Source organism: Burkholderia pseudomultivorans (assembly GCF_902499075.1).
Classification (GTDB): Bacteria; Pseudomonadota; Gammaproteobacteria; order Burkholderiales; family Burkholderiaceae; genus Burkholderia; species Burkholderia pseudomultivorans.
This window is the reverse complement of record NZ_CABVPP010000018.1, coordinates 1-15534: the sequence shown is the minus strand read 5'-3', so window position 1 is coordinate 15534 and position 15534 is coordinate 1. Positions and strand designations below refer to the sequence as shown.

10 protein-coding genes and 1 pseudogene are annotated in these 15534 nt (G+C 67.8%); 7 read left to right on the top strand and 4 right to left on the bottom strand.

The genetic code is table 11. The features are described from left to right. Nucleotides 1–48 precede the first annotated feature (48 nt). The 6 genes from BST28156_RS14475 to tssA all read left to right on the top strand — a co-directional run bounded on the left by BST28156_RS14475 (nt 49) and on the right by tssA (nt 8008). A complete protein-coding gene (locus BST28156_RS14475) occupies nt 49–552 on the top strand; it encodes an Hcp family type VI secretion system effector (RefSeq protein WP_009691915.1) in 504 nt (167 codons plus the stop codon). 63 nt (nt 553–615) lie between these two features. After that, a complete protein-coding gene (tssE, locus tag BST28156_RS14470) occupies nt 616–1101 on the top strand; it encodes a type VI secretion system baseplate subunit TssE (protein ID WP_009691916.1) in 486 nt (161 codons plus the stop codon). Between the two features lie 78 nt (nt 1102–1179). After that, nucleotides 1180–3015, top strand: a complete 1836-nt coding sequence (gene tssF, locus BST28156_RS14465; RefSeq protein WP_009691917.1) for a type VI secretion system baseplate subunit TssF — start codon at nt 1180–1182, stop codon at nt 3013–3015. After that, nucleotides 2979–4079 carry a type VI secretion system baseplate subunit TssG gene (gene tssG / locus BST28156_RS14460; protein ID WP_059482932.1) on the top strand — a complete coding sequence of 367 codons (1101 nt, stop codon included), beginning with the start codon at nt 2979–2981 and terminating at the stop codon, nt 4077–4079. The genes tssF and tssG overlap by 37 nt, the downstream gene beginning before the upstream one ends. 94 nt (nt 4080–4173) lie before the next feature. Beyond that, nucleotides 4174–6843: a type VI secretion system ATPase TssH gene (tssH, locus tag BST28156_RS14455; protein ID WP_174902537.1), complete on the top strand. Its 2670-nt coding sequence runs from the start codon at nt 4174–4176 to the stop codon at nt 6841–6843. Nucleotides 6844–6886: 43 nt separating this feature from the next. Then, nucleotides 6887–8008: a type VI secretion system protein TssA gene (gene tssA / locus BST28156_RS14450; RefSeq protein WP_174902536.1), complete on the top strand. Its 1122-nt coding sequence runs from the start codon at nt 6887–6889 to the stop codon at nt 8006–8008. Between the two features lie 77 nt (nt 8009–8085). Here the strand turns inward: tssA and BST28156_RS14445 are convergent, their stop codons facing one another. The 4 genes from BST28156_RS14445 to BST28156_RS14430 all read right to left on the bottom strand — a co-directional run bounded on the left by BST28156_RS14445 (nt 8086) and on the right by BST28156_RS14430 (nt 15124). After that, entirely contained in the window at nt 8086–9030 is a 945-nt protein-coding gene (locus BST28156_RS14445) for an OmpA family protein (protein WP_254596378.1), read from the bottom strand. A 13-nt stretch (nt 9031–9043) separates the two neighbouring features. Then, nucleotides 9044–10033 (bottom strand): type VI secretion system-associated protein TagF, encoded by a 990-nt coding sequence (tagF, locus tag BST28156_RS14440; protein ID WP_060246200.1) that lies wholly within the window; start codon nt 10031–10033, stop codon nt 9044–9046. Further along, nucleotides 10030–13977 (bottom strand): type VI secretion system membrane subunit TssM, encoded by a 3948-nt coding sequence (gene tssM / locus BST28156_RS14435; protein ID WP_060246199.1) that lies wholly within the window; start codon nt 13975–13977, stop codon nt 10030–10032. Before tssM ends, tagF begins: the two co-directional genes overlap by 4 nt. A 301-nt stretch (nt 13978–14278) precedes the next feature. Continuing rightward, on the bottom strand, nt 14279–15124 hold the full coding sequence (locus tag BST28156_RS14430) for a M15 family metallopeptidase (protein WP_060246198.1): 846 nt from the start codon (nt 15122–15124) through the stop codon (nt 14279–14281). 121 nt (nt 15125–15245) lie between these two features. On the opposite strand from BST28156_RS14430, the pseudogene BST28156_RS14425 reads away from it, so the two are divergent. After that, nucleotides 15246–15534 (top strand): annotated as a pseudogene (locus BST28156_RS14425) (phage tail protein); the annotation flags it as partial.

Sequence of the window (15534 nt, the reverse complement as noted above, 5' to 3'; positions counted from 1 at the left end):
CCGCCTGGGTAGGACGTTAAAACCACCTCTTTGGGGAGTCGAAGGGCCATGTTACATATGCACTTGCAGTTTGGTAGTCCGGCGGTGAAGGGCGAATCCGCGGACAAGGACCATCAGGGCTGGATCGAACTGAAATCGTGGGATCACTCGATCCTGCAGCCGCGTTCGGCAACCGCATCGACCGCAGGCGGTCACACGATGACGCGTTGCGAGCACGGCGACATGATCTTCACGAAGGAAATCGATTCGTCGAGCCCGCTGCTGTATCAGCACGCGTCGGGCGGCACCACGTTCGACGAAGTGACGGTCCATTTCTCGCGCGCGGACGGTGAAGGCAAGCGCGTGCAGTACCTGGAAGTCAAGCTGAAGTACGTGATCATCTCGAGCATCGCGCCGAGCGTCCGCGAGGAAGGCCTGCCGATCGAGACGTTCTCGCTGAAGTACGCAGCCGTGCAGTGGAAGCAGACCCAGCAGAAGATCGGCGGCAACCAGGGCGGCAACACGCAGGGCGCCTGGAGCCTGACCAAGAACGACAAGACCTACGCGGTCTAAGGTCGGTTGCGGCAACGGGGCGCGCGGCGCTCCGTTGCCGTTTTCGCTGTTGCGCACCGGCCGATGAAACGATTCGAACCGAGTTTTCTCGACAAGCTGTTCGACGACGAACCGCACCTGCCGGCCTCGGCGGCGATGCGGCAATTGTCGCTGGACGAGCTGAAGAACACGGTCGCCCGCGACGTCGAGGCGATCCTCAATACCCGTATCGCGCACACCGAGTCCGAACTGGCCGCGCTGCCGGAGTGCCAGAAGTCGGTGCTGACCTACGGGCTGAACGATTTCGCCGGGCTGAGCCTCGCGAGCCACTACGATCGCGCGTTCATCTGCAAGTCGATCCAGCAGGCCATCGCGCGCCATGAGCCGCGGCTGCAGCAGGTGCAGGTGACGTTCGAGCTGAACGAGCAGTCGACCAACGCGCTTTATTTCGCGATCCAGGCGCTGCTCGTCGTGCATCCGGCCGAGGAGCCGGTCAGCTTCGACGCGATGCTGCAACCGTCGACGCTGCAGTATTCGGTAACGCGCGCGCGCGCGGCGCGAATGCCGTAATTCAAGCCGCCGAGCGGGCCGGACCGCCCGGTGGCGGATCAGGGTCCGGCAAGGAATGGAAGAGCTTCGGGGTCGTCGATGGAAGAATTGCTGCCGTACTACGAGCGCGAATTATCGTTTTTGCGGCGCTATTCGCGGGATTTCGCCGAACGTTATCCGAAGATCGCGGCGCGCCTCGCGTTGTCCGGCGAGCACTGCGAGGATCCGCACGTCGAGCGGATGATCGAGTCGTTCGCGCTGCTCGGCGCGCGCATCAACAAGAAGCTCGACGACGACTACCCCGAATTCACCGAAGCGCTGCTGGAAGTGCTGTATCCGCACTACCTGCGGCCGTTTCCGTCCTGCTCGATCGCGCAGTTCGCACCGGCGGCGCCGGGCCAGCAGACCGAGCCGGTCGTGATCCGGCGCGGCACCGAGCTCAAGAGCCGCCCGATCCGCGGCGTGCAGTGCCGGTTCCGCACCGCGTACGACGTGACGCTCGCGCCCGTCCGCATCTCGGAAGCGCGCTACACGCCGGTCGCGCTCGCGCCGAGTGCGACGGTGCTGCCGTCCAACGCGACCGGCGTGATCTCGATCACGTTCGAATCGCTCGCCGCGCAGCTCGATCTCGGCGCGCTGAAGCTGCCGACGCTGCGCGCGCACCTGCACGGTGAGCAGTCGTTCGTCGCCGAGCTGACCGACTGCCTGTTCGTCAACGTGCTCGGCGCGTATGTCGAGCCCGAGCGCAACGGCCGCTGGACCGCGCTGCGCAAGCTGCCGATCGCGCAGGCCGGCTTCGACGAGGACGATGCGCTGATCGACTATCCGGCGAAGTCGCACCCCGCATATCGCCTGCTCACCGAATACTTCGCGTTTCCCGACAAGTTCGACTTCGTCGACTTCGATCTCGCGGCGATCGCGCGCGCGGCGGGCCGCTGCCAGCGCGCGACGCTGCATCTCGTGCTGCAGGACGTGCGCAGCGACTCGCATGTCGCACGGCTGCTCGAACTGCTGAGCGCGAGCCACTTCCGGCTGTTCTGCACGCCGATCGTGAACCTGTTCCGCCAGCACGGCGAGCCGATCCGCATCACGCATCGCGCGGTGTCGTACCCGGTGATCGCCGAGGCGAGGCGCGCGTTCGCGTACGAGGTGTATTCGATCGACTCGGTGAAGCTGGTCCGGCAGCAGGCGCACGAGGAATCGGTGATCGAGTTCCGGCCGTTCTATTCGCTGCATCACGGCGAGGCGGCGCGGATCGGCCATTACTGGTTCGCGCGCCGCAACGACTGGGTCGCGCAGAAGAGTCCCGGCTACGAAACCGAGATCTCGATCGTCGACATCGACTTCGAGCCGACGTCGCCGCAGACCGACACGCTGAGCCTCGATCTCACCTGCACGAACCGCGACCTGCCGGCGATGCTCGCGTTCGGCCTCGAAGGCGGCGACCTGTTCCAGGAAGGCGGCGCGCAGACGAGCGGCATCGCGCTGCTGCGCCGCCCGACGCAGAGCGTGCGCTTCGAGCGCGGCCGCGCCGCGCACTGGCGGCTCGTGTCGCACCTCGCGCTGAATCACGTGTCGCTGGTCGCGCACGGCCTCGCGCCGCTGAAGGAAATGCTGACGCTGTACGACCTGCGGCGCACCGCCGTGTCGACGCGCCAGATCGACGGGCTGGTCAGCGTCGAGCAGCGCGGTGCCGTGCAATGGCTGCCCGGCAAGCCGTTCGCGACCTTCGTGCGCGGCATCGAGGTGCGGCTGACGATCGACGAGGAACACTTCGTCGGCGCGAGCCTCGCCTCGTTCGTACGCGTGCTCGACAGCTTCTTCGGGCTGTACGTGCACCTCAACAGTTTCGTTCAACTAGTCGTCGTGTCGAAGCGCACCGGCGAGGAGATCATCCGATGCAAGCCCCGCACCGGCGAATCGATCCTGGCGTAGTCGACGCGCTGCTCGACGAGCCGCACCGCTTCGAGTTCTTCCAGGCCGTGCGCGTGCTCGAAGGGCTGTTCGCGCGGCAGGCGTCGGACGCGCCCGGCGCGTGGCGGCAGGGCGACGTCGTCGCGCAGCGCATCGAATTCCGCAACACGCTGTCGCTCGGCTTCCCGCCGAGCGAGATCGAAGGCGCTCGTTCGTATGGCGACGACGGCACGCCGCTCGACTCGGGCGAGCAGCGCGAAGCGGCGCTCGCGGCCGGCGAGCTCGGCCACGTCGAGCTGACGCCCGCGTTCTTCGGGCTGCTCGGCGGGCAGGGCGCGCTGCCGCTGCACTACACCGAGCAGATCGTCGCGCGCGAACACCTGAAGCGCGATCATGCGGCGCGCGCGTTCTTCGACGTGTTCTCGAACCGCGCGACCGCGCTGTTCTATGCCGCGTGGAAGAAGTACCGGCTGCCGTTCCACTACGAGCTCGATCGCGACGAGCGCTACCTGCCGCTGCTGCTCGCGATCGCCGGCGTGCCGAACGACGAGGTGCGCGACAGCCTCGCGGCCGGTGTCGGCGGCGTGCTCGACGAGGCCGTCGCCGGCTACGCGCTGGCCGCGCGGCACCGGCCGATGTCGGCCGCGTACCTGCAGCGCACGCTGTCCGACTACTTCCGCGTGCCGGTGAAGATCGACCAGTTCGTCGGCAAGTGGTACGACGTGCCGCCCGACCAGCTGAGCGTGCTCGGCGAGGTCAATGCGGTGCTCGGCGCGACGGCGCTCGTCGGCGAGCGCGTGTGGCAGCGCGACATGCGCGCGCGGATCGTCGTCGGCCCGCTGTCCAAGCGCGACTACGAGGCGTTCCTGCCCGGCGGCGCGCAGGCCGTCGCGCTCGAACGGATGCTGACGCTGCTGGCCGGCGTCACGCTCGAATACGAGGTCAAGCTCGTGCTCAAGCGCACCGAGGTCGGCGCGAGCGTGCTCGGCGCGGGCTCGCGGCTCGGCTGGGACGCGTTCCTGTGCACGCGCGATGCCGCCGAGGACCGCGCGGATGCACGCTACGAGCTGCACGTGATTCACTGATTCCAAGGGTCTGCTCGCCGATGCAGCGCATGCGCGTTCCATCCGCACGCAGATCCCGACAACAAGACACGCAATCGAACCTGAGATCGACGCCATGAGCACGCCCCTGAAGACCCTGATCACGAAACTGAATCCGCTGTGCCGGCATGCGACCGAGCGCGCGGCGAGCGCATGCCTGGCGCGCGGCCATTACGAGGTCGATCTGGAGCACCTGTTCCTCGCGCTGCTCGAGGAGCCGGCGGGCGACCTGCCGCTCGCGCTGCGCGCGAGCCGCATCGATCCGCACGCGCTGCGCGCCGACCTGGAACGCGAGCTGACGCGCCTGAAGACCGGCAACACGCGCACGCCGGTGTTCTCGGTGCACCTGATCGCGCTGTTCGAGCAGGCGTGGCTGATCGCGTCGCTCGATTCGCAGCTCGGCCGCATCCGTTCCGGGCATCTGCTGCTGGCGCTGCTGACGGCGCCCGATCTCGCGCAGTTCGCGCAGCGGATGTCCGCGCAGTTCGCGGACGTCAACGTGACGGACCTGAAGCACAAGTTCGACGAAATCGTGGCCGGCTCCAGCGAAGCCGAACCGCGCCAGACCGACGCGGGCGACGGCGACGCCGCGCCTGCGGCCGACGGCGGCGCGCCCGCGGCCGGCCCGTCGAAGACGCCCGCGCTCGACACGTACACGACCAATCTCACGCAGCGCGCGCGCGACGGCAAGATCGATCCGGTGATCGGCCGCGAGGCGGAGATTCGCCAGGCGATCGACATCCTGATGCGGCGTCGCCAGAACAATCCGATCATGACCGGCGAGGCCGGCGTCGGCAAGACCGCGGTCGTCGAGGGCCTCGCGCTGCGGATCGCGGCCGACGACGTGCCGCCGCCGCTGCGCGGCGTCGCGCTGCACGTGCTCGACATGGGGCTGCTGCAGGCCGGCGCGAGCGTGAAGGGCGAGTTCGAGAACCGGCTGAAGAGCGTGATCGACGAGGTGAAGAAGAGCGCGCACCCGATCATCCTGTTCATCGACGAGGCGCACACGATCATCGGCGCGGGCGGGCAGGCCGGCCAGAACGATGCGGCGAACCTGCTGAAGCCGGCGCTCGCGCGCGGCGAGCTGCGCACGATCGCCGCGACGACGTGGAGCGAATACAAGAAGTACTTCGAGAAGGATGCGGCGCTCGCGCGGCGCTTCCAGGTCGTGAAGGTCGAGGAGCCGAGCGAGCCGCTCGCGGCCGCGATGCTGCGCGGCATGGCCGGGCTGATGGAGAAGCACTTCAACGTGCGGATCCTCGACGACGCGATCACCGAAGCCGTGCGCCTGTCGCATCGCTACATCAGCGGCCGCCAGCTGCCGGACAAGGCGATCAGCGTGCTCGACACCGCATGCGCGAAGGTCGCGCTCGCACACAGCGCGACGCCGGCGGCGATCGACGATACGAAAAAGCGCATCGAGCGGATCGATGCGGAAATCGCCTCGCTCGAACGCGAGGCGGCCGGCGGCGCGGCGCACGACGAGCGGCTCGGCGAGCTGCGCACCGAGCGCGACGCGGCGCTCGAACAACTGGCGAAGGACGAGGCGCGCTACGAAGCCGAGCGTGCGATCGTCGCCGAGATCACCGAGCTGCGCGAAACGCTCGACCATGCACGCGGCCCGTCCGACGACGGCCAGCCGGTCGACGTGCAGGCCGCCCGCGACAAGCTTGCCGAGCGCGTCGCGGCGCTGCATGCGTTGCAGGGCGGCGAGCCGATGGTGCCGCTGCAGGTCGACGGCCATGTGGTCGCCGAGATCGTCGCCGCGTGGACGGGCATTCCGCTCGGCCGGATGGTGAAGGACGAAATCGACACCGTGCTGAACCTGCAGCCGCTGCTCGCCGCGCGCGTGATCGGCCAGGACCATGCGCTCGACGCGATCGCGCAGCGCGTGCGCACGGCGTCCGCGAGCCTCGAGGATCCGAACAAGCCGCGCGGCGTGTTCATGTTCGTCGGGCCGTCGGGCGTCGGCAAGACCGAGACCGCGCTTGCGCTGGCCGACATCCTGTACGGCGGCGAGCGCAAGATGGTCACGATCAACATGAGCGAGTACCAGGAAGCGCACAGCGTGTCGGGGCTGAAGGGTTCGCCGCCGGGCTACGTCGGCTACGGCGAGGGCGGCGTGCTGACCGAGGCCGTGCGTCGCAATCCGTATTCGGTCGTGCTGCTCGACGAGGTCGAGAAGGCGCACCCGGACGTGCTCGAGATGTTCTTCCAGGTGTTCGACAAGGGCATGATGGACGACGCCGAAGGGCGCGAGATCGACTTCCGCAACACGCTGATCATCCTGACGTCGAACGTCGGCTCGGCCGCGGTGATGCAGGCATGCCTGAACAAGCCGGCCGAGGAGTTGCCCGATCCGGACGCGCTCGCCGACGCGCTGCGCCCGCAGCTGTACAAGACCTTCAAGCCCGCGTTCCTCGGCCGGATGAAGGTGGTGCCGTACTACCCGATCTCCGACGACGTGCTGGCCGAGATCATCGAGCTGAAGCTCGAGCGGATCCGCCGCCGGATCGAGGCGAACCACAAGGCCGTGTTCGAGTGGGACGAGTCGCTCGTCGATGCGGTGCTCGCGCGCTGCACCGAGGTCGACTCGGGCGCCCGCAACGTCGACCACATCCTGAACGGCACGCTGCTGCCGGAGATTGCGGGCCATGTGCTGGGCCGGATCGCCGACGGCGCGGCCATCGCGCGCATCGCGGTGCGCGCGGACGAGGCCGGCGAATTCGCGTATACCGTCGAATGAGCGCGGCCCGCGCAACCTCATGCCTCAACGGATTCACTGAACCATGCCGATCAATCTTCCCGAGCTGCTGACGCCGGTCAGCGACGCGTCGCCCACCGGCGACGACCTGCTGTTCTCGAACGAATTCGACGCGATCCAGGAAGCGCGGCGCTACGACGACCCGACGCTCGACCAGGGCGAATGGGTGACCGAGATCAAGGAAGCCGACTGGGGCTTCGTCGTCGATCGCGCGAGCGAACTGCTGCGCACGCGCACCAAGGACCTGCGGCTCGCGGTGTGGCTCACCGAGGCGCTCGCGCTCGAGGACGGCATCACGGGCCTCACCGACGGCTATGCGCTGCTCGAAGGGCTGTGCCGCGAGTACTGGGACACCGTGCACCCGCTGCCGGAAGGCGACGACATCGAATACCGGCTCGGCAACGTCGCGTGGCTGTCCGGCCGCACGGCCGAGCTGCTGCGCGGCATTCCGATGACGGACGGCGCGTCGAACGCGTTCACCACGCTCGACTGGGAAGTCGCGCAGCACGTCGCGCAGGCGATCAAGCGCGACCCCGAGCACGCGGACGACATCGCGCGCGGCAAGCCGTCGGTCGAGCAGATCGACGCGTCGCGGCGCGTGACGCCGATCGCGTTCTACGCGACGCTGCTCGCGAACCTGAAGGCGTTCGAGTTCGCGCTCGACGCGTTCGAGGAAACGCTGGTCGGCCGCGCGGGCGATTCCGCGCCGAGCTTCCGGCAGGCGCGCGACGCGTTCGAGACCGTATACCGGCTTGCCGAGCGCTTTGCGCGCGAGCAGGGCTATACGGGCAGCGCGCCGCATACGCAGGCGGCGGCGTCCGCGCAGCCCGAGCGCATCGAGCCGGTGTTCGGCAATCCGATCCAGACCGAGGAGACTCACGTGCAGCCGCAGTCCGTTCCGCGCGCGCCGGCGCCGCAGATGATCGCCGGCATCCAGAACCGTGCGCAGGCCGTCGACCAATTGCGCGCGGTCGCACGCTATTTCCGCCAGACCGAGCCGCACAGCCCGGTCGCGTATCTCGCCGACAAGGCGGCCGAATGGGCCGACATGCCGCTGCACAAGTGGCTCGAGAGCGTCGTGAAGGACGACGGCTCGCTGTCGCATATTCGCGAGCTGCTGGGGGTGAGGCCGGACGAGCAGTCGTAAACGCAAAACGGGCGGCGCCCTTTCCGGCGCCGCCCGCTGTCGGCCGGGCCGCCCCCGCGACGGGCGGCCGGCTGGCGTTACTGCCCCACCCGGAACTCGATCCGCCGATTCCTCGCCCGCCCTTCGGCCGTATCGTTCGGGGCGATCGGCTGATCCGGCCCGACGCCCGTCGTCGTCATCTGCTGCGGCGTGATGTTCTTCGTGATCAGGTAACCCTTCACCGCATCCGCGCGCGCCTGGCTCAGCGCGATGTTCGACGTACGGTTCCCCGAGTTGTCGGTGTGGCCGATGATGTCGACCGTGCGGTTCGGCATCTTCGCGAGCGCGGCCGCCATCTGGTCGAGAATCTGCTTGCCCTGCGGCGTCAGCGTCGCGCTGCCCGTTTCGAACTCGATCGTCCGGTTCGCGAGCGTCTGGTCGAGCAGCCCCTGCTCGGACGCCGACACGCGCAGCCCGTTGCGGATCGTGTAGGTCGGGTTCAGCGTGTTCGCCATGTCGCTCGCGAGCTGCTGGCGCTGCGCCTCGTTGTGCACCTCGCCCTTCATCTCGATCTGCGTGCCGTTGATCTTCAGCTGTCCCTTGCTGATCTGCTTGAGCTGCGGCCCGAGCAGCTTCTGCACGTTCGCGCTCCAGTTCGGCGGCGTCGCGACGTCGCCGACCTCGATCTGGTCGACCACGTTCGCCGCGCCGTAGGTGTCGCGCAGCTTCTGCAGCACGGCGGCCTTGGTCGCCTCGTCGGGCACCTTGCCGCCGACGACCACCTGGCCGGGCGTCGCGTTCGCGGGCGGCGGCGTGATCGTGCCCGCGGTGCCGGCCGTGCCGTGCACGACCGAGCCGGCGGCCGGCGGCACCGCGCCGGGATTCGCGTTCGCGGGCAGCGCGGCCGTCGCGACCGTGCCGTTGCCGACCGGCGTGACGGTCGCGCCGGTGTTCTGCGCGAAGCTCGCGCTGCTCGCGACGAGCCCGGCAGCGAGGAGGGCGGCGCGGAGGGCGGCACCCGGCGTGCGCCGGGCGTGAGTCATCTGGTGCATCCCGTCAGCCTCCGATGAACGCTTCGCGGAACGCGTCGATTGCGACGCGCAGCGACAGTTGCGGTTGGTCGAGGTAGCTGACGAGCTTGCTGATCTGCTGATCGTTTTGCGCATGGGCGTCGATCCACTCGGGATCGTCGATGTCGATGTTGTGGGCGGCGTAGGTCTGCGGGTCGACGACGCTCAGCAGCGTCTTCGCCGACGCGCCGTTGAAGCCGATGATGAGCCGCTCGCGCTCGGCGATCGTGCCGATGAAGATCGCGAGCTCGAAGTCGGCCTGCGCGACGAACGGGGCGATCAGTTCGAGCCAGAACGCGGCGACCAGGCTGCGGTAGAACGGGTCGACCGGCAGCGGCAGCGTGAGGCCGCGCTCGATGTGCGACGAGCCGCTCTGCATCACCGGGCGCAGCAGCGAGCCGAGCGCGAGCATCGCGCCGCGCAGCCGCACCGGATGGCCGCTCTCGAGCAGCATCTGCTGCAGGCCGTACAGCGACTGGTGCTCGACGAAATCGTTGAAGGTGCCGTCATGCGACGTGCCGGGGCCGCCGACGTCGATCGGCACCTGCGTGTCGCCGAGCGCCTGCAGCGCGCCCGGTGGCTCGTCCTTGCCGAGCAGCGGCGGCATCTGCGCGGCGATGCGCGACCACAGGCGCGCGAACGCGAGCGGGCTGCGCGCGAGGAACGCGAGCGGCCGGTCGACTTCGAGCGCGGTCGCGCCGAGGAACGGAAAGCGGCGCATCGACACGTCGTGGCTCGCGACCATGTGCCCGGCGATCGCGAGCTTGCTGCGCGAACCGAGGAACGCGAAGTGCATCGGCTTCGCATCCTCGTAGACGAGCTTCCAGCGCGGATCCTCCGCGAGCAGTTCGAGCGCCTGTGCGATCCAGCGGTCGAGCGTCTGCAGCAGCTGCGGATTGTGCGCGCTCTTCACGAAGTCGCCGCGCGAAGGAATCTTGCCGAAGTAGGCGACTTGCGCCTGAACGGTTTGCGTCATTGCGCCCCCTGTGCATTCGTTCCGGTAGCGGCCGCGACGGCCGGCGCGGCGCCCGGCGCGCCGGCGCCGGTCTGGGCCGCGTTCTGCGCGGCGCCCGCGCTCACGTCGGCGACCGACGACGGCAGCTGCAGCCCGCGCAGGCTCTGCTGCTGCGGCTGGTCGCCGCCGCCGCCGGTCGGCTGCGACGTGCTGATGATGCGCATCGTCACCGACACGCTCACGCTGCCTTGTGCCCACGTCAGGTCGAAGGTGCCGTCCGGACGGCGCTTGCGCTGCGCCGAGTTGATCAGCTTCTCGAGACCGTAGCGGCCCGGCTCGTTGACGAGCTGGATCGTGCGGCCGTCGAAGGTGGTCGCGGACAGCGTCGCGCCCGGCGAACCCTGCGGGTTCGGCCACACGAAGTTGGTCCACTGCGGCGGCGTGTTGCGGTAGCGCAGTTGCTGGCCGTCGATCGCGATCGTGTATTCCGTCGTGCCCGTGCTCGGCTGCGGCAGGATCTGGAACACCGTCTGCGGCTCGGACGACGCGGCCGCGCCGCCTGCGGCGCCGCCGGACAGCGGCGCGACCCAGCGCGCGAAGCCGTTCGTGAAGTCCGGCGACAGCGCGAGGCCCATGTCGCCCCACGTGCGCGCCGCGAGCGTGTCGCCGCGACGCACCGCGAGCGGCCCGAGCGTCGTGCCGACGAACTTCGCGATCGAGCCGTCCGGACCGAACACCTGCGCGATCTCGCCGGCGCCGGCCTCGACCTTCGCGTTCGCGGCGAACGGGTACTTGGTCGCGAGCGAGCTCTGGAACGCCTGATAGACCTGCGCGTTCCACACCTTGTTGACTTCGACGCTGGCCGGCTGGATCACGACCGAGAACGCCTGCATCAGCGGCCGCACCAGCAGCGGACGCAGCGACTTGCGCTGCGAGTCGGTGAGGCCCGTCAGCATCTGCTCGTCGACGAACTTCAGCGAATCGGCCAGCTCCGAACCGTTGCCGTCGAGCGTCTGCTGCATCAGCTGGCGCGCGCCCGGGCCCGGATCGCCCTGGTTCTTGATCACGTTGAAGCGCGTGCGCACCTTCGACAGCGTGTCCATGTAGCCCTTCAGCAACGACGTGCCGTCATGCGTCGCGACGATCCGCGCGAGGCCGATGAACTCCTGGCCGATCGGACCCATCGGCACCTCGACCGGATTGCCGTTGATGTCGATGTTGGCGGCCGCGATCTGGCCGGCCTGCGAGCGCGTGAACAGCTGCTTGACCCAGTTCACGACGCCGGTCTGCGCCTTCTTGATCGTCACGTTCGCGAGCGACGGGTTGTCCCACGAGGTCTGGTCGTACGCGGTCTCGAGGATCTTGCGGATCGGCGAATCCTGCGGGTCGCCGAGGCGGTTCATGCCGTCGACGGCCTGGCCGAAGCTGCTGAAGCCCTGCACTGCGATGCCCTGCATGAACTTCTGCCAGTGCTGCGCATACTCGGTCTTGTACATGCCGACCAGCGTCTTCTGGATCTGCTCGGGGCTGCCCTCGAGCGTCAGGTCGTCCTGCGTCGACGTGTTCAGCACCCAGTCCTTCGCCTGCAGTTCCTTGGTCGCCGCATCGCGGATCGCCGGCTGCACGTAGTCGAACCATGCCTCGCGCGTGAACGTGCCCGGAATCGCGTAGCTGCCCGCGACCAGCGACTGGTTGCCGTCGCCGACGATGCGCGCGACCGTCATCGGCGCGAAGCGGGTCGATGCGCGCGCCTTGATTTCCTCGTAGACGCGCTGGCGGGCCGGCATCCCGCGCACGACGCGGCGCAGGTTCTCGCGGGTCTGGTCGACGAGCGCGTAGTTCGCGTCGATCATCGGCCAGTCGTTGTCGTTCACGCGGGCGAGATAGAACGAGATCATGCGCTCGGCGCTCTTGATCATCTCGTCGCGCGGCATGTTGCCGCGATTCGTCTCGAGCCAGCCGCGCCAGAAGCGGGCGAGCTGGTCGGTCAGGTGCGCCTGTTCGACGTGGCGCTTGTCGGACAGCATCAGGTAGGTCTTCAGCGCGTTGTACGCGTCCTGCACGTTGGTCGGCGACGCGTCGCTGTAGAGGCCGCTCTGCGGCGCAGCCGGCGGTTGCGGCGCGGCCAGCGCGCCCGCGACGGACGACGACGGCTGCGCGGCGCCGGCCTGCGGTGCGGCGCCCGCCGGGTTCGTCGACACCGGCAGCGCGTTCGCCTGCACGGCGCCCGACTCGGGCGGGCGCGTCATCGGCACGAGCTGGTCGGGGTGCGCGTTCACGTCCTTCAGGAACGACGCGAGGTTCTGCGATACCGGGTTCAGCAGGATCTGGCGCACGCCGTTGTAGTACTCGGTCAGCAGGTGCTGTTCGAGGCGGTCGCCCTGGTACAGGCCGAGCGAGACCGACAGCGGCTTGTCGCGGCGGAACTGCTCGAGCTGGTCGATCCGGTCCTCGAGGATGTCCATCGCCTGCAGGCGCGACTGCAGGTCGTTGCGGCCCTGCTGCAGGCGCGTCACGTTGTCGAGGTCGGCCTGCACGTTCGCGACCAGCTGCTGGTTGCCGATCGTCGACCAGGTCCAGCCGCCGAGCGCGAGCGCGAGCGCCGCGACGAAGCCGAAGAAGGTCGCATAGCGCAGGCGCGTCTTGGTCGGGCTCGCGAACTGGCGCACCGTCTGGCGGTCCGCGAAGATCACCTTCGAGAACAGGTCGCGCAGGAAGAAGCCGTTCTTCGAGAACGCGCTGTGCGGCTTCGGCAGCGCGTTCGCGTCGAGGCCGAAGCGGTGCGCGATGCGCTGCGCGGCCGTGCTGCTGGTTTCGCCTTCCTGCAGCGCGCTGGTGAAATAGAAGCCGCGGAAGATCGGCTTGTACTGGAACGGGTTGTTCTCGAACAGCGTCGCGAGGAAGGCGCGCAGCGCCGGCTTGACCGTCGAGAACTCGAGCGGGAAGCTCAACTGGCCCGGCGACAGCTGGTTGCCGCGCGACAGCGACAGCTGCGCGACGCTGATTTCCTTCAGGCCTTCGTACAGTTCCTCGAAGCGCTCGTCGAACAGCGCGACGACGTCGCGCTTCTCGTCGGGCTCGTACGGCAGCGTCGCGCCCCATACGCGGTCGTATTCGTGCTTGTCGCTGCTGCTGAAGAATTCGGTGAAGCCGGTGATCAGGTCGGCCTTGGTGAACATCACGTAGACCGGTGCGAACACTTCGAGCTTTTCCGTCAGCTCCTGAACGCGCTGGCGGAGGTTTTTCGCGAGGTTGATCGCGAATTCGGGGCGGTTGCCGGTGAGTTCGGCGATGCTCGCGGTGACGATGATGCCGTTGATCGGCGCCTTCGGACGGTAGCGCTTCAGCAGCCCGAGGAAGCCGAGCCATTCGGTGCGGTCTTCTTCATGCACCGAGTAGCGGCCCGCGGTGTCGAGCAGGATGCCTTCGGTCGTGAAGAACCAGTCGCAGTTGCGCGTGCCGCCGATGCCGTGGATCACCGCGCTGTTCTTGTCGGCGAACGGGAACTGCAGGCCGGAGTTGATCACCGCGCTGCTCTTGCCGGCGGCCGGGTTGCCGATCACGATGTACCACGGCAGTTCGTACAGCGCGGAGCCGCCCGACACCTGGCCGATCTTCGAGGTCTTGATCGTCTTCACCGCGTCGGACAGACGCGTGCGTAGCACGTCGAGGTCGGCGGTGCGCGTATCGGGCCCGGCGGCGGCCGCGGCCGGCGCGGCGATCGTGCCGGTTTCCGCCTGCTCCTCGAGCACGGCGCCGAGCTGCTGGTTCGCGCGCTTCACGCGCCAGCGGCGCCACAGCGCGACGCCGAGCCACAGCGCGAGGATCGCCGCGAACGCGATCGCCGCCCACAGGAGCGGCAGCTGCAGCATGTCGGCGACGATGAAGAGAATCGCCGCTAGCGCGACGATCCCGACGATCGAGAGCGTACGCGGATGAGTCAGCACGTTGAGGATGCGTTGCATAGGACGTTCAGGTTCCGGTGCGATTCGGTGAGGCGACGCAGGCGCGCCGAGCGGCAAGGGTGGCGCCGCGATGTGTCGCCATGCTGTCAAACGGGGTGAAGGGGGCGGGCATCAATGCGCTCGCGGCATCGGAGACGGCGCGCGCATTAATGAAAGGACGCTGTGAGATTTAAAACGGAAGCGGCGGCCCGAAAAAATCGCGCATCCAAATGCACGATCGATTGCGCCGCCCAAATCGTTTCCTGCCGGGTGATTAAAAAGCCCCATGCCGCCCTCATTATTTCCTGTCCGGCAGCCCTGGCTAGCTGCCGCGTCCCAGTTTAAAACCGGGTTTATGGTATTCCACGTGCCCGAGATCCATCATTTTCCAGCGACCACCCCAGGTCAGGCCAACCTGCTCGGCGACCTGCCCGTACAACTGATAGCCGCGCATGGCCCACGGATCTTTCTCGGAAATGACCAGCTTGCCGTCGCGCAGGAATGCATTGTCGGCCGCCAGCCCGAATTGGTGATAGCTCTGGAACGCGGCCGCATTGGTCACGCTGCCGCCCATCTGCGCAAGCCGGTTCTGTCGTTCCGGGCTCCGGTAACCCTCCAGCAGCGCCATTTCGTAACCATATTGTTCGTGCATGATCTTGTAGACCAGCAACAAACGCGTACGGAAATCCGGATCCAGCAGATTCCAGTCGCGGCTCGCATCCTTCAGCGCCGGCCGCACCTGCTCGACTTCCTTGGTGGCAAAGACTTCCGGCGGCAACGGCGGGGGCGGGACGAGCTGTTCGCCCTGCAATAGCGCGGCGATCTTCTCGTCGGGCACGCGCGCCGTGTCGTCGAACTGGAACAATTGCCTGCCGCGTAACGCGATGGCGACCAATGGCGGCGTCGCAAGAATACCCGCCGAGACCATAATCATCAAGCGCCGCCGAATCAGTAAATTTTGCAAGTCGCTTAAAGTGTCGCGTGTAACGCTTGCCGATTTAACAATTTGACTCCGCGTGCGCGCGGCGCGATCGTTCGCACGGCGCGTAAGACGGCCGTGAAACTGGGCGACGGATTCGAAAACCGTCGTGCGGACACCCGGTAAAAGCAACAGTGCCGCAACCGCGACGGCAAGGGTGAAATAGGCGACGAGTGCGACGGCAATCAATGAAATCCCCGGAAATTGGAATTGATTGTGTTTTGCAATGCTTGCTCTTAGAATCAGGCTGCTTCGAGAGGCCGGGCTATATTATCGCGGTGAATTAAACCAGGATTCAATGAGACGCTGAATGAGTGCGCCGGAAAATTCAAATTCGAAAACTCCGCCCAGCCTGCTGTCCGATACGAAACCGGCAGGCGAGGGTGGACCTCAGCAGTCGCGCATTCTCGCGAATCTGGAAGGCCGTGTCACGCCGCCCGCCGAACCGCCGCGCCGTTCGCTGAAGGCGCCGATCGCGGCCGTCGTCGTGCTGCTGGTCGCCGTCGGCGGCTGGGGCGCGTGGCGCTGGCAGCAGCAGTCGGCCGAGCCGTCTGCCGTCGCGGCCGCACCGGCCCCCGCGGCTGCGGCCGCGACGGCCG